The organism is Lactobacillus gasseri ATCC 33323 = JCM 1131, from assembly GCF_000014425.1.
Classification (GTDB): domain Bacteria; phylum Bacillota; class Bacilli; order Lactobacillales; family Lactobacillaceae; genus Lactobacillus; species Lactobacillus gasseri.
The window spans coordinates 1,767,699-1,791,843 of record NC_008530.1 but is presented as its reverse complement, the minus strand read 5'-3'; the positions used below and the strand labels follow the sequence as shown (position 1 = coordinate 1,791,843).

The window sequence follows — 24,145 nt, the reverse complement described above, 5'->3', positions numbered from 1 at the left end:
ATTGAAAACTGAATATAATCTAAAGCAAAAAACCGAGACAATCGAAAAAACAGATTGAAGAGCGACCGAGAAGAGAGAAACTCAACTTGAAATAGGTCAAGTAGAAAAGGGCGCATGGTGAATGCCTAGGCACTAGAAGCCGATGAAGGACGTGACGAACCACGAAAGGCTTCGGGGAGCAGTAAGTAAGCAATGATCCGGAGATATCCGAATGGGGGAACCCAATACCGGGAGGTATTATCAAGAGCTGTTAAGGCTGTTGAAGGAAGACGCAGTGAACTGAAACATCTAAGTAGCTGCAGGAAGAGAAAGAAAAATCGATTTCCCAAGTAGCGGCGAGCGAACAGGAAAGAGCCCAAACCAGCTGGCTTGCCAGTTGGGGTAGTAGGACTGCAGGAAAGCACTTGAAGCGATAGCAGAATTATCTGGAAAGATAAGCCAGAGAGGGTGAGAGCCCCGTAAGCGAAATTGCAGAGAGACTTAGCAGGATCCTGAGTAGGTCGGGACACGAGGAATCCCGATTGAAACCGCGAGGACCATCTCGCAAGGCTAAATACTAACTAGTGACCGATAGTGAACCAGTACCGTGAGGGAAAGGTGAAAAGAACCCCGGAAGGGGAGTGAAAGAGAACCTGAAACCGTGTGCCTACAAGTAGTCAAAGCACATTAAAGTGTAATGGCGTGCCTTTTGTAGAATGAACCGGCGAGTTACGTTATGGTGCAAGGTTAAGTCAGAAAAGACGGAGCCGGAGCGAAAGCGAGTCTGAAGAGGGCGAGAGAGTATCATGACGTAGACCCGAAACCAAGTGACCTACCCATGACCAGGTTGAAGGCGTGGTAAAACACGCTGGAGGACCGAACCCACGTGAGTTAAAAATCGCGGGGATGAGTTGTGGGTAGCGGTGAAATTCCAAACGAACTTGGAGATAGCTGGTTCTCTCCGAAATAGCTTTAGGGCTAGCCTCGTGTGAATGATAATGGAGGTAGAGCGCTGTTTGGACTAGGGGCCCGTCAGGGGTTACTGAATCCAGATAAACTCCGAATGCCAGATATCAATGCACGGGAGTCAGACTGCGAGTGATAAGATCCGTAGTCGAAAGGGAAACAGCCCAGATCACCAGTTAAGGTCCCCAAATCTATGCTAAGTGGAAAAGGATGTGGAGTTGCGTAGACAACTAGGATGTTGGCTTAGAAGCAGCCACCATTTAAAGAGTGCGTAATAGCTCACTAGTCGAGTGACGCTGCGCCGAAAATGTACCGGGGCTAAGCATAGTACCGAAACTGTGGATGCATATCAAAGGATATGCGTGGTAGGAGAGCGTTCTAAGTGCGGAGAAGTTAGATCGAGAGGACTAATGGAGCGCTTAGAAGTGAGAATGCCGGTATGAGTAGCGAAAGATAGGTGAGAATCCTATCCGCCGAAAGACTAAGGTTTCCTGGGGCAGGCTCGTCCGCCCAGGGTAAGTCGGGACCTAAGGTAAGGCCGAGAGGCGTAGCCGATGGACAACAGGTAGAGATTCCTGTACTGAAATTGTTCGATATGAGCAAAGGAGGGACGCAGGAGGCTAATGACGCATGTTGCTGGAAATACATGTGCAAGCAGTAAGAAGAAAGATGAGTCAAATGCTTGTCTAAAGAAATCAAGCTGTGATGCGGAGCGAAATTAAAGTAGCGAAGGTCATGATGTCACACTGCCAAGAAAAGCTTCTAGCCAGAGCAATTTTACCCGTACCGCAAACCGACACAGGTAGTCGAGTGGAGAACACTCAGGTGAGCGAGAGAACTCTCGTTAAGGAACTCGGCAAAATGACCCCGTAACTTCGGGAGAAGGGGTGCTGATGGTAAAAGATCAGCCGCAGTGAATAGGCCCAAACAACTGTTTATCAAAAACACAGGTATCTGCAAAATCGTAAGATGACGTATAGGTGCTGACACCTGCCCGGTGCTGGAAGGTTAAGAGGAGAGCTTAGCGCAAGCGAAGGTTTGAATTGAAGCCCCAGTAAACGGCGGCCGTAACTATAACGGTCCTAAGGTAGCGAAATTCCTTGTCGGGTAAGTTCCGACCTGCACGAAAGGTGTAATGATTTGGGCACTGTCTCAACGAGAGACTCGGTGAAATTATAATACCCGTGAAGATGCGGGTTACCCGCGACAGGACGGAAAGACCCCATGGAGCTTTACTGTAGCTTGATATTGAGTATTTGTTAAACATGTACAGGATAGGTAGGAGCCAGAGAAAGTAGGACGCTAGTCTTACTGGAGGCAATGTTGGGATACTACCCTTGTTTGATGGATCCTCTAACTCGCAGAGCTGAGCGTTCTGGAGGACAGTGTCAGGTGGGCAGTTTGACTGGGGCGGTCGCCTCCTAAAATGTAACGGAGGCGCCCAAAGGTTCCCTCAGAATGGTTGGAAATCATTCGCAGAGTGTAAAGGTATAAGGGAGCTTGACTGCGAGAGGTACACCTCGAGCAGGGACGAAAGTCGGGCTTAGTGATCTGGTGGTACTGCATGGAAAGGCCATCACTCAACGGATAAAAGCTACCCTGGGGATAACAGGCTTATCTCCCCCAAGAGTTCACATCGACGGGGAGGTTTGGCACCTCGATGTCGGCTCGTCGCATCCTGGGGCTGAAGTCGGTCCCAAGGGTTGGGCTGTTCGCCCATTAAAGCGGCACGCGAGCTGGGTTCAGAACGTCGTGAGACAGTTCGGTCCCTATCTGTCGTGGGCGTAGGAAATTTGAGAGGAGCTGTCCTTAGTACGAGAGGACCGGGATGGACATACCGCTGGTGTACCAGTTGTCTTGCCAAAGGCATCGCTGGGTAGCTATGTATGGAAGGGATAAGCGCTGAAAGCATCTAAGTGCGAAGCCCCCCTCAAGATGAGATTTCCGATGCGTAAGCAGTAAGACACCTTAAAGACGATGAGGTAGATAGGCTAGGAGTGGAAGCATAGCGATATGTGGAGCGGACTAGTACTAATCAGTCGAGCACTTGACCAAAGCTCAAAGGTTTAGAGCGGAAGATTATATTCAGTTTTGAGTGTAAAAGCTCAGAAAGAGTACGGTGGCGATGGCAAGAAGGATACACCTGTTCCCATGCCGAACACAGAAGTTAAGCTTCTTAACGCCGAGAGTAGTTGGTGGGAAACTGCCTGCGAGGGTAGGCAGTCGCCGTGCTCTTTTTTAATATTCCGGCTTAGCTCAGTTGGTAGAGCACCTGACTGTTAATCAGGTTGTCGTCAGTTCGAGTCTGACAGCCGGAGCCAATGGAGTCAATAAGGCTCCTATTTTTATCAAAAAAGATAAGAATATACTTGCTAAAAGCAAGGAAAGATGATAATATTATAAAGCTGTCATTTGAGAAAGATGAGGGGCAAGAAAAATAACTTGTCAAAGCTCAAGAGACATGATATAATATAAAAGTTGTCACACGGCAACGGTAGTACCTTGAAAACTGAACAAAGTTTCGCTGAAAGTGTGCGGGATATAAAAAATCCCAAACAAAAGCGAAGTCAATTCGCAAGCAATAAATTTGAGATAACTCAAAGAAAGTTTTAGAGCTAAACGATAAAAAGCTCATTTTCAAGAAGGAAAATGAGAGTTTGATCCTGGCTCAGGACGAACGCTGGCGGCGTGCCTAATACATGCAAGTCGAGCGAGCTTGCCTAGATGAATTTGGTGCTTGCACCAGATGAAACTAGATACAAGCGAGCGGCGGACGGGTGAGTAACACGTGGGTAACCTGCCCAAGAGACTGGGATAACACCTGGAAACAGATGCTAATACCGGATAACAACACTAGACGCATGTCTAGAGTTTAAAAGATGGTTCTGCTATCACTCTTGGATGGACCTGCGGTGCATTAGCTAGTTGGTAAGGTAACGGCTTACCAAGGCAATGATGCATAGCCGAGTTGAGAGACTGATCGGCCACATTGGGACTGAGACACGGCCCAAACTCCTACGGGAGGCAGCAGTAGGGAATCTTCCACAATGGACGCAAGTCTGATGGAGCAACGCCGCGTGAGTGAAGAAGGGTTTCGGCTCGTAAAGCTCTGTTGGTAGTGAAGAAAGATAGAGGTAGTAACTGGCCTTTATTTGACGGTAATTACTTAGAAAGTCACGGCTAACTACGTGCCAGCAGCCGCGGTAATACGTAGGTGGCAAGCGTTGTCCGGATTTATTGGGCGTAAAGCGAGTGCAGGCGGTTCAATAAGTCTGATGTGAAAGCCTTCGGCTCAACCGGAGAATTGCATCAGAAACTGTTGAACTTGAGTGCAGAAGAGGAGAGTGGAACTCCATGTGTAGCGGTGGAATGCGTAGATATATGGAAGAACACCAGTGGCGAAGGCGGCTCTCTGGTCTGCAACTGACGCTGAGGCTCGAAAGCATGGGTAGCGAACAGGATTAGATACCCTGGTAGTCCATGCCGTAAACGATGAGTGCTAAGTGTTGGGAGGTTTCCGCCTCTCAGTGCTGCAGCTAACGCATTAAGCACTCCGCCTGGGGAGTACGACCGCAAGGTTGAAACTCAAAGGAATTGACGGGGGCCCGCACAAGCGGTGGAGCATGTGGTTTAATTCGAAGCAACGCGAAGAACCTTACCAGGTCTTGACATCCAGTGCAAACCTAAGAGATTAGGTGTTCCCTTCGGGGACGCTGAGACAGGTGGTGCATGGCTGTCGTCAGCTCGTGTCGTGAGATGTTGGGTTAAGTCCCGCAACGAGCGCAACCCTTGTCATTAGTTGCCATCATTAAGTTGGGCACTCTAATGAGACTGCCGGTGACAAACCGGAGGAAGGTGGGGATGACGTCAAGTCATCATGCCCCTTATGACCTGGGCTACACACGTGCTACAATGGACGGTACAACGAGAAGCGAACCTGCGAAGGCAAGCGGATCTCTGAAAGCCGTTCTCAGTTCGGACTGTAGGCTGCAACTCGCCTACACGAAGCTGGAATCGCTAGTAATCGCGGATCAGCACGCCGCGGTGAATACGTTCCCGGGCCTTGTACACACCGCCCGTCACACCATGAGAGTCTGTAACACCCAAAGCCGGTGGGATAACCTTTATAGGAGTCAGCCGTCTAAGGTAGGACAGATGATTAGGGTGAAGTCGTAACAAGGTAGCCGTAGGAGAACCTGCGGCTGGATCACCTCCTTTCTAAGGAAGGCGAAAGATGATGGAGAGTGCGAGAGCACTAAAGAGAAGTCATCGAGAAAGCCAAGCGGAAGCACACTGAGAAACTTTGTTTAGTTTTGAGGGTATTACCTCAAACAACTTGAATAACAAGCCAAGCACAATCGGGCCTATAGCTCAGCTGGTTAGAGCGCACGCCTGATAAGCGTGAGGTCGATGGTTCAAGTCCATTTAGGCCCATTCAAAGTGAAAGCTTTGATAAAAGGCAATGATGGGGGCTTAGCTCAGATGGGAGAGCGCCTGCTTTGCACGCAGGAGGTCATCGGTTCGATCCCGTTAGCCTCCATTGAGACTGTTGTGTCTCAAGGGTTAGTACATTGAAAACTGAATATAATCTAAAGCAAAAAACCGAGACAATCGAAAAAACAGATTGAAGAGCGACCGAGAAGAGAGAAACTCAACTTGAAATAGGTCAAGTAGAAAAGGGCGCATGGTGAATGCCTAGGCACTAGAAGCCGATGAAGGACGTGACGAACCACGAAAGGCTTCGGGGAGCAGTAAGTAAGCAATGATCCGGAGATATCCGAATGGGGGAACCCAATACCGGGAGGTATTATCAAGAGCTGTTAAGGCTGTTGAAGGAAGACGCAGTGAACTGAAACATCTAAGTAGCTGCAGGAAGAGAAAGAAAAATCGATTTCCCAAGTAGCGGCGAGCGAACAGGAAAGAGCCCAAACCAGCTGGCTTGCCAGTTGGGGTAGTAGGACTGCAGGAAAGCACTTGAAGCGATAGCAGAATTATCTGGAAAGATAAGCCAGAGAGGGTGAGAGCCCCGTAAGCGAAATTGCAGAGAGACTTAGCAGGATCCTGAGTAGGTCGGGACACGAGGAATCCCGATTGAAACCGCGAGGACCATCTCGCAAGGCTAAATACTAACTAGTGACCGATAGTGAACCAGTACCGTGAGGGAAAGGTGAAAAGAACCCCGGAAGGGGAGTGAAAGAGAACCTGAAACCGTGTGCCTACAAGTAGTCAAAGCACATTAAAGTGTAATGGCGTGCCTTTTGTAGAATGAACCGGCGAGTTACGTTATGGTGCAAGGTTAAGTCAGAAAAGACGGAGCCGGAGCGAAAGCGAGTCTGAAGAGGGCGAGAGAGTATCATGACGTAGACCCGAAACCAAGTGACCTACCCATGACCAGGTTGAAGGCGTGGTAAAACACGCTGGAGGACCGAACCCACGTGAGTTAAAAATCGCGGGGATGAGTTGTGGGTAGCGGTGAAATTCCAAACGAACTTGGAGATAGCTGGTTCTCTCCGAAATAGCTTTAGGGCTAGCCTCGTGTGAATGATAATGGAGGTAGAGCGCTGTTTGGACTAGGGGCCCGTCAGGGGTTACTGAATCCAGATAAACTCCGAATGCCAGATATCAATGCACGGGAGTCAGACTGCGAGTGATAAGATCCGTAGTCGAAAGGGAAACAGCCCAGATCACCAGTTAAGGTCCCCAAATCTATGCTAAGTGGAAAAGGATGTGGAGTTGCGTAGACAACTAGGATGTTGGCTTAGAAGCAGCCACCATTTAAAGAGTGCGTAATAGCTCACTAGTCGAGTGACGCTGCGCCGAAAATGTACCGGGGCTAAGCATAGTACCGAAACTGTGGATGCATATCAAAGGATATGCGTGGTAGGAGAGCGTTCTAAGTGCGGAGAAGTTAGATCGAGAGGACTAATGGAGCGCTTAGAAGTGAGAATGCCGGTATGAGTAGCGAAAGATAGGTGAGAATCCTATCCGCCGAAAGACTAAGGTTTCCTGGGGCAGGCTCGTCCGCCCAGGGTAAGTCGGGACCTAAGGTAAGGCCGAGAGGCGTAGCCGATGGACAACAGGTAGAGATTCCTGTACTGAAATTGTTCGATATGAGCAAAGGAGGGACGCAGGAGGCTAATGACGCATGTTGCTGGAAATACATGTGCAAGCAGTAAGAAGAAAGATGAGTCAAATGCTTGTCTAAAGAAATCAAGCTGTGATGCGGAGCGAAATTAAAGTAGCGAAGGTCATGATGTCACACTGCCAAGAAAAGCTTCTAGCCAGAGCAATTTTACCCGTACCGCAAACCGACACAGGTAGTCGAGTGGAGAACACTCAGGTGAGCGAGAGAACTCTCGTTAAGGAACTCGGCAAAATGACCCCGTAACTTCGGGAGAAGGGGTGCTGATGGTAAAAGATCAGCCGCAGTGAATAGGCCCAAACAACTGTTTATCAAAAACACAGGTATCTGCAAAATCGTAAGATGACGTATAGGTGCTGACACCTGCCCGGTGCTGGAAGGTTAAGAGGAGAGCTTAGCGCAAGCGAAGGTTTGAATTGAAGCCCCAGTAAACGGCGGCCGTAACTATAACGGTCCTAAGGTAGCGAAATTCCTTGTCGGGTAAGTTCCGACCTGCACGAAAGGTGTAATGATTTGGGCACTGTCTCAACGAGAGACTCGGTGAAATTATAATACCCGTGAAGATGCGGGTTACCCGCGACAGGACGGAAAGACCCCATGGAGCTTTACTGTAGCTTGATATTGAGTATTTGTTAAACATGTACAGGATAGGTAGGAGCCAGAGAAAGTAGGACGCTAGTCTTACTGGAGGCAATGTTGGGATACTACCCTTGTTTGATGGATCCTCTAACTCGCAGAGCTGAGCGTTCTGGAGGACAGTGTCAGGTGGGCAGTTTGACTGGGGCGGTCGCCTCCTAAAATGTAACGGAGGCGCCCAAAGGTTCCCTCAGAATGGTTGGAAATCATTCGCAGAGTGTAAAGGTATAAGGGAGCTTGACTGCGAGAGGTACACCTCGAGCAGGGACGAAAGTCGGGCTTAGTGATCTGGTGGTACTGCATGGAAAGGCCATCACTCAACGGATAAAAGCTACCCTGGGGATAACAGGCTTATCTCCCCCAAGAGTTCACATCGACGGGGAGGTTTGGCACCTCGATGTCGGCTCGTCGCATCCTGGGGCTGAAGTCGGTCCCAAGGGTTGGGCTGTTCGCCCATTAAAGCGGCACGCGAGCTGGGTTCAGAACGTCGTGAGACAGTTCGGTCCCTATCTGTCGTGGGCGTAGGAAATTTGAGAGGAGCTGTCCTTAGTACGAGAGGACCGGGATGGACATACCGCTGGTGTACCAGTTGTCTTGCCAAAGGCATCGCTGGGTAGCTATGTATGGAAGGGATAAGCGCTGAAAGCATCTAAGTGCGAAGCCCCCCTCAAGATGAGATTTCCGATGCGTAAGCAGTAAGACACCTTAAAGACGATGAGGTAGATAGGCTAGGAGTGGAAGCATAGCGATATGTGGAGCGGACTAGTACTAATCAGTCGAGCACTTGACCAAAGCTCAAAGGTTTAGAGCGGAAGATTATATTCAGTTTTGAGTGTAAAAGCTCAGAAAGAGTACGGTGGCGATGGCAAGAAGGATACACCTGTTCCCATGCCGAACACAGAAGTTAAGCTTCTTAACGCCGAGAGTAGTTGGTGGGAAACTGCCTGCGAGGGTAGGCAGTCGCCGTGCTCTTTTTTAATATTCCGGCTTAGCTCAGTTGGTAGAGCACCTGACTGTTAATCAGGTTGTCGTCAGTTCGAGTCTGACAGCCGGAGTAAGGTAAAGCGAAGAAATAAAAGAGGGAGAATGGAGAAATAACTTCATTCTCCTTTTTTTGTTTTGTATAGATATTATTTTTTGATTTTTTTTGCTATTATGCAAGCATTTTCAGTAAAAAAATGGTATGATATTAAAAGTAAACGTATACATTTATTCCGCTATAAAGTATTCGTGAAGATATTTTGATTAAGGGGGAAATCAAATGGTAGGAATTGTCCTAGCTAGTCACGGTGGCTTTGCTGATGGAATTTTTCAATCTGCTGAGATGATTTTTGGTAAACAAGAAAATCTTGCTCATGTGATTTTGAAGCCAGATGAAGGTCCTGATGATATTAGAGCTAAGATGGAAAAGGCGGTTGCTTCTTTTGATGATCAAGACCAAGTCTTGTTTTTGATCGATTTATGGGGAGGTACGCCATTTAACCAAGCAAATAATCTCGTTAAAGAGCATGAAGATACTTGGGCTATTGTTTCTGGTATGAACTTACCAATGGTTATTGAAGCTTTAGGTCAAAGAATGGGAAGTGATAATGCCCATGATATTGCCAAAGCTATTGTTAAGCCAGGTCGTGATGGAATTAAGACGCAACCTGAATCTCTTATGCCTAAAGAGACTACTGAAAAATCAGCTTCCAATTCTGATGCACAACCACAAGGTGCAATTCCAGAAGGTACTGTTATTGGTGATGGTCACATTAAATATGTTTTGGCTAGAATCGATTCACGTCTTCTTCATGGTCAAGTTGCAACTGGTTGGACTAAAGCAATGAATCCAAATCGGATTATTGTTGTTTCAGATAATGTTGCTAAGGATAAAATTCGTAAAACAATGATCAAGGAAGCCGCTCCAGCTGGTGTGCCTGCGAATGTTGTTCCAATCGATAAAATGCTTAAAGTAGTAAAAGATCCACGATTTGGAAATACTAAAGCATTAATTTTATTTGAAAATCCAGAAGATGCGCTTAAAGCTATTGAAGGTGGAATGGATATCAAAGAATTGAATATCGGTTCCATGGCTTACAGTGATGGTAAAGTTAATGTGAATACTGTTTTGGCAATGGACCAAAAAGATATTGACACATATAAGAAATTAAAAGATTTGGGCGTTAAATTTGATGTCCGTAAAGTTCCTTCTGACGGTAAACAAAATATGGATGAACTTTTGGAGAAAGCTCAAAAATTAGTTGATGAAAAGAAATAAATTATAGGGGGATTTTTATAAATGAATGCTATTCAGATGATTCTGGTAGTGGTCGTTGCCTTCTTTGCAGGTATGGGAGGAATTCTTGACGAATTCCAATTCCATCAACCTCTAGTGGCATGTACTTTAATTGGTTTAGTTACTGGTAACTTAACTATAGGTATTATTCTTGGCGGTTCACTACAAATGATTGCTTTAGGTTGGGCTAATATTGGTGCTGCTGTTGCGCCTGATGCTGCTTTAGCATCTGTTGCTTCAACTATTATTTTGGTACAAGGTGGACAAGGACAAAAGGGTATTGGTACTGCTATTGGTATTGCTATTCCATTGGCTGTTGCTGGTTTATTCTTGACTATGTTAGTTCGTACTATTTCAGTTGCTATTGTTCATATTATGGATAGAAAAGCAGAAGAAGCTAACTGGAAAGCTATTGATCGTTGGCAAATGATTGCTGTTGCTTTACAAGGCTTAAGAATTGCTATTCCAGCAGCTTTATTACTTGCCATTCCTGCTTCCGTTGTTCGTGCTGGTTTAAACGCAATGCCTGCTTGGTTAAATGAAGGTATGACCATCGGTGGTGGTATGGTTGTTGCCGTAGGTTACGCAATGGTTATTAATATGATGGCTAGTCGTGAAGTATGGCCATTCTTCATTATTGGTTTCTGTTTAGCAGCTGTTAAGGAATTAACTTTGATCGCTCTTGGTGGTATTGGTATTTCACTTGCTATTATGTACCTTGCTCTTGAAGGTTCTAAAGGTGGAAACAATAACAACTCTAATTCTGGTTCAGGCGACCCATTGGGCGACATCCTGGATGACTATTAAAATTTGAGCGAGAGGAGGCTAATTATAAATGACTGAAACTGCAAAAAAGAAATTAACTTTAAGTAAATCAGATCGTATTAAGGTTTGGTGGCGTTCTACTTTCCTTCAGGGTTCATGGAACTACGAAAGAATGCAAAACGGTGGTTGGGCATACAGTTTAATCCCAGCCTTAAGAAAATTGTATCCAGAAAAGAAGGATTTATCTCTTGCATTAAAGAGACACCTGGAATTCTTTAACACACACCCTTACTTAGCATCACCTATTATTGGTGTTACTCTTGCCTTAGAAGAGGATAAGGCTAACGGTGCCGATGTTGATAACACTGCTATTCAAGGTGTTAAAGTTGGTATGATGGGTCCTTTAGCTGGTGTTGGTGACCCTGTATTCTGGTACACGGTTCGTCCTATTATTGGATCACTAGGTGCTTCACTTGCTTTGAGTGGAAATATCTTAGGTCCTATCCTATTCTTTGTATTATGGAATGTAATTCGTATGGCATTCTTATGGTACACTCAAGAAATGGGTTACAAAGCTGGTACTAAGATTACTGAAGATGCTTCAGGTGGTTTATTACAAAAGATCACTCGTGGTGCTTCAATGATGGGTATGTTTGTTATCGGTGCCTTAATTGAACGTTGGGTAACGATTAACTTTAAGCCAGTTGTTTCAAGTGGTCCACTTCAAAAGGGTGCTTACATCGATTGGAACGCTCTTCCAAAGGGTGCAGAAGGCATTCACAAAGCATTATCTGAATATAATTTAGGTAATGGTATGGCCTTAGATAAAATTAAGGAAACAACTTTGCAACAAAACTTAGATAGTTTGATTCCTGGTCTTGCTGCATTGCTATTAACTTTCTTATGTATGTGGCTACTAAAGAAGAAAGTTTCACCAATTGTTATTATTATTGGTATCTTCGTTGTTGGTATTTTAGGTCACGTAATTGGCTTACTATAACAATAATAAGTAAAAGACGGTCTGATCTAGACCGTTTTTCTTATATATGAAAAGGTTTTTATATGGTTCAATCACTAAATACAAAATCAGAATATGTTGATACAGCGACTTGGTTTAGAGGAATTCCTACATATGGGAAAGTCCTAGTTGGTGACAAGGGGTTCGAATTCTATAGTGATAACAATCCTAATGATTATGTGCAAATTCCTTGGAACGAAGTAACTGTTGTAGTAGCAGATGTATATTTTGGTGGAAAATATATTCCACGATTTAAGATTTGTACTAAAAAAAATGGTAGTTTTATCTTTGCTGCAAGACATGTAAAGCCGACTTTGCGTGCTATTCGAAAGCATGTTCCGGCAAATAATATGAGAAGAGCTCTTACAATTTGGCAAAAGATCAAACGTAATTTTACACGAAATTAAATTAAGGAACTTAGTTTTAAGGCTGAGTTCCTTATTTTTTGTCAAAAAGTTCTTGGAATTGCTGCTTACCTGTATTAAAATGACATTAATCAATTTGTTGATATTTAAAACTAGCTCTCGAGTGACTGCTAGTTTTTTTTATAGGAGTGGCATTAAATAATGGAAAATAAAAAGTCAATGCCTAAGTTAAAGCGTTCTATGACTGCTGGTCAAATGGAAATGATATCTTTAGGTGGTGCAATTGGGGTCGGACTATTTATGGGATCCACCTCTACAATAAAATGGACGGGACCATCTGTTTTATTGGCGTATATGTTTGTCGGCTTAATTTTATACATTGTAATGCGTGCCTTAGGAGAAATGCTATATGTAAATCCAGGTACTGGTTCATTTGCTGATTATGCAACTGAATATGTGCATCCGTTAGCTGGCTATCTCGCAGAGTGGGCTAATGTATTTGAATATATTGTCGTTGGAATGTCTGAAGTAGTAGCAGCAACTGAATATTTGAAATTTTGGTGGCCTAAAGTTAATGTCTTTTGGTCGGGAATCATTATCATTTTATTTCTTGTTTTGGCAAATTTGGCAAGTGCTAAAGCGTACGCTTCTCTTGAATTTTGGTTTGCTATGATCAAAGTTGTAACTATTATTTTGATGATTATCTTGGGCTTCATTGTGATTTTCTTTGGAGTAGGTAATGGAGGAAAACCAACTGGCTTTAGTAATTTGTGGTCACATGGTGGCTTCTTTACAGGTGGAGTAAAAGGCTTTTTCTTTTCAATGTCAATTATCGTTGGTTCTTATGAAGGAATAGAGTTACTTGGAATTTCTGCTGGTGAAGTTGCTAATCCACAAGAGGCCATCGTAAAAAGCGTCAAATCTGTTTTATGGAGAATTCTAATTTTTTATGTTGGAGCAATTTTTGTCATTGTTACCATTTATCCATGGAATGAATTAAGTAGTATTGGATCACCTTTTGTAACTACGTTTGCCAAAGTAGGAATTACAGCAGCAGCAAGTATCATTAATTTTGTGGTTTTGACGGCTGCATTATCAGGTGCAAACTCTGGAATTTATTCATCTAGTCGAATGCTCTTTAAATTAGCTCATGATGGGGATGCACCCAAGACATTTGGACATATATCTAAGCGTATTGTTCCTAATCATGCAATTTTAGGTATTTCCGGGGGAATATTGATTGGATTTGTGGTAAATATGATCGCTGCTACAATTAATAAATCTACACAAGATTTATTTGTAATCGTGTTCTCATCCTCAGTGTTGCCAGGTATGATTCCATGGTTTGTAATTTTACTTGCAGAACTAAAATTTAGACATAATAATCAAGAGTTGCTGGTTGATCATCCGTTTAAGTTGCCACTATATCCCATTTCCAATTATTTTGCATTTTTAATGTTAATTGTTATTGTAGTATTTATGCTTATTAATCCAGAGACTCGAGTTTCTGTACTAGTTGGAGCAGCGGTATTGATTATAGCTACAATTGTCTATCTGATTCGTCATAGAAAGGATGGTGTTGATGGAAAATAAGAAAAATCATCCTCCTAAATTAAAAAGATCCATGACTGCAGGCCAAATGGAAATGATTTCTCTCGGCGGGGCAATTGGTGTAGGCTTGTTCATGGGATCCACCTCTACAATAAAATGGACAGGACCTTCAGTTTTATTAGCGTATATGTTTGTTGAATTGATTTTATATATTGTAATGCGGGCACTTGGTGAGATGCTCTATGTTAGTCCTGGAACTGGTTCATTTGCTGATTATGCTACAGAATATATTTCTCCTCTAGCAGGATATTTGGCAGAATGGGCTAACGTTTTTCAGTACATTGTCGTTGGCATTTCTGAAGTTGTTGCTGCTACAGAATACTTAAAATTCTGGTGGCCTCAAGTTAATGTGTTTTGGTCAGGAATCATTATTATTGCACTTTTACTATTAGCAAACTTAGCTAGTGCTAAAGCATATGGGGCTCTAGAATTTTGGTTTGCAATGATTAAAGTAGTAACAATTATACTAATGATTATTTTGGGATTGTTTGTAATTTTACTTGGTGTAGGTAATCATGGAAAACCACTCGGTTTTAGCAACTTATGGTCGCATAGTGGATTCTTTACAGGTGGAGTAAAAGGATTCTTCTTTTCAATGGCAATTATTGCAGGTTCTTATGAAGGAATAGAGTTAATTGGTATTTCAGCTGGAGAAGTTGCTAATCCACAAGAAGCAATCGTAAAAAGTGTAAAGTCTGTTTTATGGCGTATATTGATTTTCTATGTTGGAGCGATTTTTGTTATTGTTACCATTTATCCATGGAATCAGCTAAGTAATATTGGTTCACCATTTGTAGAAACTTTTACTAAGGTAGGAATTACAGCCGCGGCAGGTATTATCAACTTTGTTGTATTAACAGCAGCCTTATCGGGTGCAAATTCTGGAATCTATTCTTCGAGTAGAATGCTATTTAAATTGTCTCATGAAGGAGAAGCGCCAAAGATATTTGGTAAGCTATCGAAGCATATTGTTCCTGATCGTGCAATTATTGGTATTACTGTTGGCATTTTGGTCGGTTTCGTTTTAAACTTGATTGTTTCAACAATGAATAAATCAATGGGAGAGCTATTTGTCATTGTCTATAGTTCCTCTGTTTTGCCAGGGATGGTGGCATGGTTTGTAATTTTGATTGCTGAATTAAAATTTAGAAAAAGCAACACTCATTTGATGGATAAGCATCCGTTTAAGCTACCGTTATACCCATATTCAAATTATTTTGCTTTTATGATGTTGCTAATAATCGTGATTTTTATGTTTATTAATCCAGAAACTAGAGTTTCTGTTACTGTAGGCGCAGGTGTCCTAGTATTAGCAGCAATTGTGTATGCAATTAAGCACCGCAAGAAAAAATAACTTGTTAAATCATCCTAGAAAAGGATGATTTTTTTATTGAAACAAAAAATTAGCGGACTGTGAGAAAAAAGTGTTAATTTTAACTTATGGTATTTACGTAGTAAAATATATACTCTATAATTAAATCTAACTGGTAAAAAGTAAGTTAAAAGGAGAGCGCAACATGAAACCGATAATTGGTATTTCTGGTTCTGTAATTATCGATGATGGCGGTATTTTTCCTGGCTATCGTCGTAGTTATGTTAATGAAGATTACGTTGATTCTGTGATCCAAAATGGCGGAATTCCTTATATTATTCCCTTTAATGAAAATGAAGAGGTGATTAAGGAACAGCTTTTAAATGTGCAAGGGCTAATTTTGTCTGGTGGACATGATGTTGATCCTCATAATTATAAGGAAGAACCAGAACAAAAATTAGGGGATATTTGGCCTCAACGAGATCAATTTGACATGCTTTTGTTGAAGTTAGCTGAAGAAAATGGAATTCCGGTTTTAGGAATTTGTCGTGGAGCGCAAATAATAAATGTGTATCACGGGGGAACGCTGTACCAAGACTTAAGCTATAGAAAAGTGAAAACATTAAAACACAATCAAGGACAAACACCAACTTTACTTACTCATACTGTTGAAACAGTTGCAGGAACTAAAATTGCAGAATTATTGGGAAAAGAAAAAATACAGACAAATTCTTTTCACCATCAATTAATTAAAGATGTTGCACCTGATTTTAAGGTTTCAGCTCGTTGTGTCGATGGAGTAGTAGAGGCAATTGAAAATAAAGATGCTTCAGTGATTGCTGTTCAGTGGCATCCTGAAATGCTCCATCGAGTTGTTTCTTATCAAAATAATTTATTTAAATATATTATTGATAATGCGAAAAAAGAGTAGAGAGAAGTTAGTAATAGATGAATGAGAATGAAACAAGTAAATTAGGCTTTTGGTCGATTGTTCTTTTAGCCATTAATTCGATTATTGGTTCAGGAATATTCTTGACACCAGGTAGTGTTGTTCAACAGGCTGGTTCAAAAGCATTAATTGTGTACTTTATAGCTGCAATTTTTGCTTCTATTTTAGCTATTTCTTTTGCAGCAGCTGCAAAATATGTAACTAAATCTGGTGCTGCTTATGCGTATTCAAAGGCAGCTTTCGGAAATAATGTAGGTTTCTATATGGGGATTTTACGTTACTTTTCTGCAAGTGTAGCTTGGGGCGTTATGGCAGTTGGGGTTATCAAATCAACAATTTCTATTTTTGGCGGTAATCCAAATAAAACGATGAGTGTGACTATCGGCTTTTTGATTTTAATGGCTGTTATTACGATTATTAACTTATTTGGTCAAAAGGTTGTTAAGTATGTCATGAATTTAGCAACAATTGGTAAGTTAGCTGCCTTAGTATTAATTATTGTTGCTGGAGTAGTCTTGTTAATTATGACTGGTGCTTCAAGTAACCTAAATGAAGTAGATCAAATTACTCAAAATGGTCAAAAGATTGTACCAACTTTAACTACTACAGGTTTTGTAATGGCAATTGTATCAGCATTTTATGCCTTTACTGGATTTGAATCAGTTGCTTCGGGTTCAGATGATATGAAAAATCCAGCTAAGAACTTGCCACGTGCTATTCCTTTAGCAATTATTGTAATTGCAATAGTTTATATTGGCGTTGTTGCAGTTGCGATGATGCTTGATCCTAAGTCGTTGATGACAACTAAGCAGGTTGTAGCGATTGCAGCAATTTTTAAAAATGAAATTTTAAGGGATGTTATTCTAGTAGGTGCTTTAATTTCAATGTTTGGTATTAATGTTGCTTCAAGCTTTAACGCACCAAGAATTTTAGAAGCTATGGCACGTGAAAATCAATTCTCGAAGAGTCTGACTAAGAGAACCAAAAATAATTTTCCAATTAGAACGTTCTTTATTTCAGTATTACTTGCAATTTTAATTCCAATGGCATTTGAATATAACATGGTTAACTTGATTACATTAAGTGCTATGGTACGTTTTCTAGGTTTCATTGTAGTTCCGTTAGCAGTTATCCAATTTTATCGTGGAAAGACTGCAGAAACTGTCTTAAATGCCCAGAAGAACATATGGACTGATATTGTTGTTCCAATTCTTTCAATTGTCTTGGTTATCTTCCTATTAGTCGAATATAACTGGAAAGCACAATTTGGTGTGGTTAATGCAAGTGGACAAGTAACTGGAATTAATTGGTATGCAATAGCAATGATGATTTTTGGATTTATTGTTTTACCACTAATTATGTTCTTTATCTCTAGAAAAGATCGTAAGGCTAGTAAATAATTAAAAGGACTACTAGGCAATTTGGCTTAGGTAGTCCTTTTTTGTATGCTAAGTGGAGTATGTTAAGTAATAGTAAGAAGGACTAACTAATATGAAAGAGAAAGCACGCTATACATTAATTGCTGAATTAGTACTGGGAATATTTTTTTATCTTTTTTTATATCTTAATCCAGGCTTGAGACATCAATTATGGTTACAGCATAATGAAGTTTTTCTACTAATATTTTTCTCTCCATTGTTAGTTTTAATGCTATTACTAGAGCTCTGGCAGAAAAAGCCGCCCAAAGTTGATACTTTCAATCGATGGTTGATGATTATCTTTTTGCCTTTATTGTCGTTAGGCGGCTGGATTGAATTAATGAACGTAGTAGCAAAGATATGGCCACGTATGGGTGCAATAGTAGCATTCATCTTTCTCTTGATAGGATTAGTGTGGCTAATCCCTTTTGCAATTGCAGTAGGTGCTGAAGTTAAGTGGACTGTTCCGCGTCTAATTTTAGTCTTTTGGATGATGGAAAATCTAATGGAAATATGTACTCTAGGACATATCCCGGGCAATAAGTTCTTCAATACAATTCTCTCTACAGGATTATGGGCTGCTTTTGCCTATACTATTTGGGCTTGTTTTTTAGCTCGGGGATGGGGCTATAATTTTGACTTTAATTTAAAATTTAAAAAATCAATTAATTTCTCTGATGGTGTATTGGCATTTTTAATTATTTTTGGAATTGTTGATATTATATGGAATGCATTTGGGGGATATGGCAATAACTTGTTTTCTGTCCTTTTTTCCTATCATGCTGATCCAATGAAATTTACTTTGAATAGTTTTAGTCAAGCTGCTGAAGCGGGAATAATGGAAGAGATGAATCGATATCTAGTGATCATTGTTCTCTTATACGCTTTAAGAAAGAACAAATGGCAAGTTCCAGTGACTATTTTTATTAGTGCTTTATTTTTCGGCTTACTTCATTTTGCTAATTTCGGGTGGCAAAAATTAGCTCCAACTATTGCTCAAGTTACATTTGCATTTGGTATAGGATTGTTTTTTGCGGTTGTTTATTTATATACTGGTAAATTATGGCTAACAATGTTAATGCATTTTTTTGTAGATTTTCTAATTTTTTTACAAGAAAATGGAGATCAACCTGGTACTTGGAATGGGAGCACAGGTGAATGGTTAGTTGCCATTATTTCAGTAGTCGTTCCGGTATGCATTTATTTGTGGATGATTACGGGAAAGCGAAAGTTAGTAATGGAGGAAAATAGTAGGCGTATCTTACAACCAGTAACTAATAATTTAATGTATTAAAAAAGGAGTATCAAACGATACTCCTTTTTTATAGCATTTGCATCCCAGCTGCTTCACATTCTTCAATCATTTTTGGAGGCCAGATGCTAGCTTGAACTTCCCCAATATGGGCTTTTCCAAGTAAAAGCATGCACAAACGAGATTGTCCAATTCCTCCGCCAATTGTATAAGGAAGCTCTCCGTTTAAAAGCATTTTATGAAATGGCAAAGCTGCTCTTTCCTCGGCATGGGCTTTTTTTAGCTGCGTTTTTAGTGATTCTTCACTGACACGAATTCCCATTGAAGAGATTTCTAATTTACGTTGTAAAGGTTCATACCAAAATAAAAGGTCACCATTTAATTGCCAATCATCGTAGTCTGGTGCGCGACCATCATGTGGCTTACCACTACGTTTTAGCTTATCCCCAATCTTCATTAAAAATACAGCTTTTTTCTCTTTAGCAATTTTATCTTCACGCTCATCAGGTGTTAAATCAGGCCAGCGGTCTTCGAGTTCTTGTGTAGTAATAAATGTAATTTCGTTAGGTAAACGATAAGTAGAACTAGGGTAGCGGGCTGCAACTTCTTTTTCTGTCTCTTTGATTGCTTTAAAGATTTGCTTAACAGTATCTTTTAAGGTATCGATATTACGTTCATCTTTGGAAATGATTTTTTCCCAATCCCACTGGTCTACGTAAATTGAATGGAAATTATCTAAGTCTTCGTCACGTCTAATAGCATTCATATTAGTGTAGAGACCTTCATGCATTCCAAATCCGTAGCGCTTAAGTGCCAGACGTTTCCATTTGGCTAGTGAATGAACTACTTCAATTGTATCGTTAGGCATAGCTTTCATATCAAAAGAAACAGGACGTTCAACACCATTTAAGTTGTCGTTTAATCCAGTAGACTTTTCAACAAACATTGGTGCCGACATTCGTTGAACATTTAGTTTTTCAGCAATTTTATCTTGAAAAGTTTCTCTAATGAAAACAATTGCGGCTTCAGTATCACGAATGGTTAGACTGGGTTGGTAGTCCTTAGGTAATATCAATGTCATAATTATGTACTCCTTAGAAAAAATATTAAGGGTAAAGAAAAAGCCCTTCACTCCTGATGTTCTCAGGACGAAAGGCTTTTTTCCGCGGTACCACCTAAATTATCTAAAAATAGACCAGCTTATTAGAGCACAATCATGCTCCTCGGCTTGATAACGTACCGATGACGGCATAGCTTACTGTAATTTAGGCTAGCAGCACAGCGAAAAAGTGTTATTCGATAATTCAGGGTCTACTAGCTTCTCACTAACGCTAATTCACTGAAAGAATAAAATTATCTACTCGTCTCTTCATTGCTTTTTAATTTTTATATTAATTATATTTAAATCGATTTACTTTGAAAAAGCAAGAGGAAAAAGATAATTTTTTTGCAGTATGTTATTATGAGTCTTGCATAAGATTAGGAAAGTTGGAAAGATATGACGAAAAAAAGATTATGGACATGCCTAGCTGCTTTAGCTTGTGTTTTTTGGGGTATTTCGGGTTTATTTGCTAAGGGATTGTTCAATATCAGTGCAAGTATAACGCCGATTTGGATTTCTCAGGTAAGAATGATAGTAAGTGGGATTTTGCTTTTAATTTTTGCCCAGGTAACTGGTAAAAAACCATTAAAAACAATGACTGATAAAAAGGATGCGATTACCGTTATTGCGTATGGTCTATTAGGCTTATTGCCCGTACAATATTGCTACTTTATTGTGGTTCAACAGGCAAATGCTTCAGTTGCGACCGTTTTACAGTTTATTGGGCCATTTTTTGTCTTATTTTATATGGTAGTATTTGAGCACCAAGTGTTGCGAGCAGTAGATGTTATTGCAGCTATCGTTGCTTTCTTAGGTGTTTTCTTTTTAGCTACACATGGCCATTTTAATCAACTATCTTTAACGCCATCAGTCTTATTCTGGGGCCTTATTTCTGCAGTCGGAGTAGCTACGAATACTTTGATTCCTCGCAGGTTACTTGATCATACTTCAAGTCTTGTAGTTACAGGTTGGGGATTACTTTTTTCAGGAGTAGCTTTGGCACTTGCACATCCTGTATGGCCGAAGATTCCAAACAATATTAATATTTTTTGGTTGATGGCTGGCGTGATTGTAATAGGTACTTTAATTCCATTCCAATGGATGATGGGATCGCTTCGCTATATCAAACCGTCAACTGCTAGTTTGTTAGATGCTTTTGAACCAGTTTCAGCTACAATTGGCTCTGTAATTATTTTTGGATTAGTAATGGCTCCAATTGATTGGATTGGGTCAATTATGATTATTTGCGCCGTTTTAGCCCTTAACTGGGAACCAAAACATAAAAGATAAGAAAAAGCTTAGTTACTTGATAGCGCACGTACTTGTGCAGTAACGAAGCTTTTTTGCTAACTAATTATTTTTCTTGCTAATCTTGCTATGTTTATAACCATAAACACAGTAAATAAATAATCCAAATAAGAACCAAATACCAGCAAAAAGGTAGGTTTTAACTGATAAGAAGCACATCATTCCAATGCAGGCAAGTCCAGAAAGAATTGGAATTACTGGATAAAGTGGAACTTTAAAATTGCCTTCAGGAATATCTTTTCTTCTGCGCAATAAAATGACGCCGAAAGATACGAAAGTAAAGGCAAGTAATGTTCCAATTGAAACTAGGCTAGTAAGTTCTTCTAGCGAAAATAAACCACCCATTAAAGCAATGACGATGGTTACAATCCAGAGAGCATTTTCTGGAAGACCATGCTTATCGATTTTCCCTAAAAAGTTTGGCAATAATCCATCACGCCCAATAGAATAAATTAAGCGTGAACTTGAATAGATCATGGTGAGCATCATTGTACTCATTCCCACAATTGCTCCAATTGATAAGAGGTCAGCTACCCAGCCTTGGTTAACTAACTTTAAGGCATAGGCAACTGGATTTGCTACATCTAGTTGCTTGTAGTTTACCATTCCAGTTAAAACCACTGATACTCCCATGTAAAGAAGAGCTGCCACAATTAAGGTACCAATGATTCCAATTGGCATGTTTTTCTTGGGATTTTTAACTTCAGCAGCTGAAGATGAAACAACGTCAAAACCTAGAAAGGCAAAAAAGACCGTCGTAGCACCCCGTAAAACACCAGTCGTACCGTAAGGAGTGAAAGGGTGGTAATTTTTCGGCTTAATGAAAAACAAACCAACACCAATGAATATAAATATGATAGCAATCTTGATTAAAACTGCCGCATTATTAAATTTCATGGATGTTTTCATTCCACGTGAGAGTAAAATTCCAATTAATAAAACACTGATAACCGCCCATAAATTTAGGTACGTACCATTCAAAGGATCGAATGGTCCTTCAAAATGATGTGGTGTATGTAAACCAAAACTATGGAGCAGGGAATTAAAATAAGAAGCCCAGCCAGCAGAAACAGCTGCAACGGACAGCATATATTCTAGAATTAATGCCCAACCTAAAATCCAGCCAATAACTTCTCCATAAAGAATATTTCCATATGAATAGGCTGAACCAGCGACTGGGATGCTAGAAGAAAGTTCTGCATAACACATACTTGCTAGAGTACAAACTAAAGCTGCCACTAAAAATGATAAAGTTACACCAGGGCCAGCTTCTTTAGCGGCAACAGTACCTGGTAGAATAAAAATTCCAGTACCAATAACTGCGCCGATACCAATAGTCAATAAGTCAAAAGCCCCAAGCGTTTTGGCAAAGTGCTTGTCAGTACCCAAATAACGCTTGAGGCTTTCTTTCCTAAACGGATTCAACTTCATTAGCAGTACGCTCCTCGTGACGTTTTAAGATCATCTTAACAATCGCATTTGCTACATTTGTGTTTCGAAGTAAAGGTCCGTGAGAGTATGAACCAATAAAGTTCTTGTAACGTAAACCTTCAACTTTATCTTGTGGGTTATTGCCGTATCCTTCAATCATTTCGCCAAAAGGATGAAGCATATTAGTATTGTCAAAGTAAGTTTGTCCAGAATGATTTTCAAAGGCCTTTACTTCGCCCCATTCGGTCATGTAGCGAGTATCACCAATCATCCGTTTATCAGCCTTGAAAATAGTATGAAGGGGCAGAATACCTAATCCTTTGATTGTAATTCCAGAATTAGTCTTGTAATAATCCCCCATTAATTGATAGCCACCGCAGATACACAGCATTGGATTACCAGCATTGATATAGTTTTCAATTGTTTCTTTGTGACGTGGCAGATCTTTAGCTACAACCGTTTGTTCAAAGTCTTGACCACCGCCGAAGAATAAAAAGTCGTAGTCGTTAGCATCGAATTTGTCATCTAGAGAAATGTTATCAACTTTAGTTTGATAGCCTTGTTTGTCAAGGAGATAACGAATTACTTTGACGTCACCTGAATCGCCGTAAGTATTCATTAAGTCTTCATATAAGTATGCAATTTTAATTGTTTTATCTGCCATAATTATCGTCCTTATTTAAATTGTATGTTCAAAGTATAACTTAAAAATGCCTTAAATCCTAGTTAGTAAAAGTTATTGTTTCATTTCTTCTTGGGCAGCTAGGTGGTTAATGGGACCATATTTTGCACCAACGTTAATGGGATGTGAAAGTGCCTCATAGGTGAAATCTTTGGCAATTTTAACCGCAGTTTTGACATCGTTACCCTTTGCAAGTTCAGCTGCAATTACTGCTGACAAGGTATCTCCTGTACCGTTAACGCGATCAGTCTTAAAGTAGGGCTTGATTAACCATTCGTCTGAGCCGTCTTCTAACAGTAAGTAATCTTTAACTTCTGTTTGTTTGTCGTTATGATGACTGCCTTTGATTAAAACATTTTTTGCACCCATTTTTTGTAACATTTTAGCACCTTGCTTGATCTCGGACTCATTTTTCAATTCAAGACCAGTTAGCTTTTGTGCTTCAAAAAAGTTAGGTGTAATAATTGTAGCAAGTGGTACTAATTTCTTTAGAAATGCTTGATATGCATCATCTGCTAAAAGGGTAGCACCATGCTTAGTAATAATTACTGGATCAAGCACAATGTTTTGCATTTGATAATGTTCTAAGTTTTTAGCAACTACGTTGATAATATCTTTATTAGCAAGCATTCCAGTCTTAACGGCCTTTATTTTGAAATCATCATTTAAGACATCGAATTGCTTTTGAATAAAATCTAATGGCATTAATTGTTGGGCAAAAATTCCTTGGGAATTTCCTGCGACAGCAGCAGTTAAGAGCCCCATACCATAAACGCCACGTGCATAAAAGGCGTGTAAGTCAGCTGGCATCCCGGCACTCCCGTCACTATCATGACCAGCAATTGTCAAGGCTTCTATGTGTTCATTTGACATGTGTGCAATCCTCCTCAAAAGTTATTTACTTGTAAATTATTACTATTAATTATAGATT

Annotated in this window: 14 protein-coding genes, 4 tRNA genes, 5 rRNA genes and 1 other annotated feature; of the genes, 19 read left to right on the top strand and 4 right to left on the bottom strand. The window is 40.7% G+C overall.

The window, feature by feature from the left end:
• The first annotated feature begins 94 nt into the window (after positions 1-94).
• The 18 genes from LGAS_RS08870 to LGAS_RS08785 all read left to right on the top strand — a co-directional run bounded on the left by LGAS_RS08870 (position 95) and on the right by LGAS_RS08785 (position 18,733).
• Positions 95-3,000 (top strand): 23S ribosomal RNA (locus LGAS_RS08870).
• 60 nt (positions 3,001-3,060) lie between these two features.
• Positions 3,061-3,177, top strand: a 5S ribosomal RNA gene (gene rrf / locus LGAS_RS08865).
• 13 nt (positions 3,178-3,190) lie between these two features.
• A tRNA-Asn gene (locus tag LGAS_RS08860) sits at positions 3,191-3,266 on the top strand.
• Positions 3,267-3,590: 324 nt separating this feature from the next.
• Positions 3,591-5,163: ribosomal RNA gene (locus tag LGAS_RS08855) — 16S ribosomal RNA — on the top strand.
• A gap of 142 nt (positions 5,164-5,305) precedes the next feature.
• Positions 5,306-5,379 (top strand) — tRNA-Ile (locus LGAS_RS08850).
• Positions 5,380-5,412: 33 nt separating this feature from the next.
• Positions 5,413-5,485: transfer RNA gene (locus LGAS_RS08845), tRNA-Ala, on the top strand.
• A 124-nt stretch (positions 5,486-5,609) separates the two neighbouring features.
• A 23S ribosomal RNA gene (locus LGAS_RS08840) occupies positions 5,610-8,515 on the top strand.
• A gap of 60 nt (positions 8,516-8,575) precedes the next feature.
• Positions 8,576-8,692, top strand: a 5S ribosomal RNA gene (gene rrf / locus LGAS_RS08835).
• Together the 16S, 23S and 5S rRNA genes with 4 tRNA genes alongside form the textbook arrangement of a ribosomal RNA operon.
• A 13-nt stretch (positions 8,693-8,705) precedes the next feature.
• Positions 8,706-8,778, top strand: a tRNA-Asn gene (locus LGAS_RS08830).
• Positions 8,779-8,984: 206 nt separating this feature from the next.
• Positions 8,985-9,983, top strand: coding sequence for a PTS sugar transporter subunit IIB (locus LGAS_RS08825; protein WP_003646623.1), 999 nt, complete (start codon positions 8,985-8,987; stop codon positions 9,981-9,983).
• 21 nt (positions 9,984-10,004) lie between these two features.
• Positions 10,005-10,808, top strand: coding sequence for a PTS mannose/fructose/sorbose transporter subunit IIC (locus LGAS_RS08820; RefSeq protein ID WP_003646624.1), 804 nt, complete (start codon positions 10,005-10,007; stop codon positions 10,806-10,808).
• A 28-nt stretch (positions 10,809-10,836) separates the two neighbouring features.
• Positions 10,837-11,766 (top strand): PTS system mannose/fructose/sorbose family transporter subunit IID, encoded by a 930-nt coding sequence (locus LGAS_RS08815; RefSeq protein ID WP_011678991.1) that lies wholly within the window; start codon positions 10,837-10,839, stop codon positions 11,764-11,766.
• A gap of 62 nt (positions 11,767-11,828) precedes the next feature.
• The gene (locus tag LGAS_RS08810; RefSeq protein WP_003646626.1) at positions 11,829-12,191 is read left to right on the top strand and encodes a DUF956 family protein; all 363 of its coding nucleotides are present in this window, start codon (positions 11,829-11,831) and stop codon (positions 12,189-12,191) included.
• A 159-nt stretch (positions 12,192-12,350) separates the two neighbouring features.
• Positions 12,351-13,742, top strand: a complete 1,392-nt coding sequence (locus tag LGAS_RS08805) for an amino acid permease (protein ID WP_003646627.1) — start codon at positions 12,351-12,353, stop codon at positions 13,740-13,742.
• Positions 13,732-15,114 carry an amino acid permease gene (locus LGAS_RS08800; RefSeq protein WP_025012245.1) on the top strand — a complete coding sequence of 461 codons (1,383 nt, stop codon included), beginning with the start codon at positions 13,732-13,734 and terminating at the stop codon, positions 15,112-15,114. The genes LGAS_RS08805 and LGAS_RS08800 overlap by 11 nt, the downstream gene beginning before the upstream one ends.
• 163 nt (positions 15,115-15,277) lie before the next feature.
• Positions 15,278-16,003, top strand: a complete 726-nt coding sequence (locus tag LGAS_RS08795) for a gamma-glutamyl-gamma-aminobutyrate hydrolase family protein (RefSeq protein WP_003655393.1) — start codon at positions 15,278-15,280, stop codon at positions 16,001-16,003.
• Between the two features lie 17 nt (positions 16,004-16,020).
• The gene (locus LGAS_RS08790) at positions 16,021-17,421 is read left to right on the top strand and encodes an APC family permease (RefSeq protein ID WP_011678989.1); all 1,401 of its coding nucleotides are present in this window, start codon (positions 16,021-16,023) and stop codon (positions 17,419-17,421) included.
• Between the two features lie 91 nt (positions 17,422-17,512).
• Positions 17,513-18,733 carry a CPBP family intramembrane glutamic endopeptidase gene (locus LGAS_RS08785; protein WP_003657339.1) on the top strand — a complete coding sequence of 407 codons (1,221 nt, stop codon included), beginning with the start codon at positions 17,513-17,515 and terminating at the stop codon, positions 18,731-18,733.
• Between the two features lie 28 nt (positions 18,734-18,761).
• On the opposite strand, the gene asnA is transcribed toward LGAS_RS08785, so the two are convergent.
• Entirely contained in the window at positions 18,762-19,772 is a 1,011-nt protein-coding gene (gene asnA / locus LGAS_RS08780; protein ID WP_025012244.1) for an aspartate--ammonia ligase, read from the bottom strand.
• A 60-nt stretch (positions 19,773-19,832) separates the two neighbouring features.
• Positions 19,833-20,073, bottom strand: a binding site (T-box leader).
• Between the two features lie 116 nt (positions 20,074-20,189).
• Between asnA and LGAS_RS08775 the strand changes: the two genes are divergently transcribed.
• Positions 20,190-21,083, top strand: a complete 894-nt coding sequence (locus LGAS_RS08775) for a DMT family transporter (protein WP_003655379.1) — start codon at positions 20,190-20,192, stop codon at positions 21,081-21,083.
• Between the two features lie 60 nt (positions 21,084-21,143).
• On the opposite strand, the gene LGAS_RS08770 is transcribed toward LGAS_RS08775, so the two are convergent.
• The 3 genes from LGAS_RS08770 to thiD all read right to left on the bottom strand — a co-directional run bounded on the left by LGAS_RS08770 (position 21,144) and on the right by thiD (position 24,087).
• On the bottom strand, positions 21,144-22,532 hold the full coding sequence (locus LGAS_RS08770) for an APC family permease (RefSeq protein ID WP_003655377.1): 1,389 nt from the start codon (positions 22,530-22,532) through the stop codon (positions 21,144-21,146).
• Positions 22,513-23,196: a type 1 glutamine amidotransferase gene (locus tag LGAS_RS08765; protein ID WP_003646632.1), complete on the bottom strand. Its 684-nt coding sequence runs from the start codon at positions 23,194-23,196 to the stop codon at positions 22,513-22,515. The genes LGAS_RS08770 and LGAS_RS08765 overlap by 20 nt, the downstream gene beginning before the upstream one ends.
• A 72-nt stretch (positions 23,197-23,268) precedes the next feature.
• Positions 23,269-24,087 (bottom strand): bifunctional hydroxymethylpyrimidine kinase/phosphomethylpyrimidine kinase, encoded by an 819-nt coding sequence (gene thiD / locus LGAS_RS08760; RefSeq protein ID WP_003655373.1) that lies wholly within the window; start codon positions 24,085-24,087, stop codon positions 23,269-23,271.
• Positions 24,088-24,145 lie beyond the last annotated feature (58 nt).

Bases quoted from the DNA above. Each gene is read 5' to 3' on its own strand.
- LGAS_RS08825 (WP_003646623.1), top strand. From the start codon at position 8,985: ATGGTAGGAATTGTCCTAGCTAGTCACGGTGGCTTTGCTGATGGAATT.
- LGAS_RS08820 (WP_003646624.1), top strand. From the start codon at position 10,005: ATGAATGCTATTCAGATGATTCTGGTAGTGGTCGTTGCCTTCTTTGCA.
- LGAS_RS08815 (WP_011678991.1), top strand. From the start codon at position 10,837: ATGACTGAAACTGCAAAAAAGAAATTAACTTTAAGTAAATCAGATCGT.
- LGAS_RS08810 (WP_003646626.1), top strand. From the start codon at position 11,829: ATGGTTCAATCACTAAATACAAAATCAGAATATGTTGATACAGCGACT.
- LGAS_RS08805 (WP_003646627.1), top strand. From the start codon at position 12,351: ATGGAAAATAAAAAGTCAATGCCTAAGTTAAAGCGTTCTATGACTGCT.
- LGAS_RS08800 (WP_025012245.1), top strand. From the start codon at position 13,732: ATGGAAAATAAGAAAAATCATCCTCCTAAATTAAAAAGATCCATGACT.
- LGAS_RS08795 (WP_003655393.1), top strand. From the start codon at position 15,278: ATGAAACCGATAATTGGTATTTCTGGTTCTGTAATTATCGATGATGGC.
- LGAS_RS08790 (WP_011678989.1), top strand. From the start codon at position 16,021: ATGAATGAGAATGAAACAAGTAAATTAGGCTTTTGGTCGATTGTTCTT.
- LGAS_RS08785 (WP_003657339.1), top strand. From the start codon at position 17,513: ATGAAAGAGAAAGCACGCTATACATTAATTGCTGAATTAGTACTGGGA.
- asnA (WP_025012244.1), bottom strand. From the start codon at position 19,772: ATGACATTGATATTACCTAAGGACTACCAACCCAGTCTAACCATTCGT.
- LGAS_RS08775 (WP_003655379.1), top strand. From the start codon at position 20,190: ATGACGAAAAAAAGATTATGGACATGCCTAGCTGCTTTAGCTTGTGTT.
- LGAS_RS08770 (WP_003655377.1), bottom strand. From the start codon at position 22,532: ATGAAGTTGAATCCGTTTAGGAAAGAAAGCCTCAAGCGTTATTTGGGT.
- LGAS_RS08765 (WP_003646632.1), bottom strand. From the start codon at position 23,196: ATGGCAGATAAAACAATTAAAATTGCATACTTATATGAAGACTTAATG.
- thiD (WP_003655373.1), bottom strand. From the start codon at position 24,087: ATGTCAAATGAACACATAGAAGCCTTGACAATTGCTGGTCATGATAGT.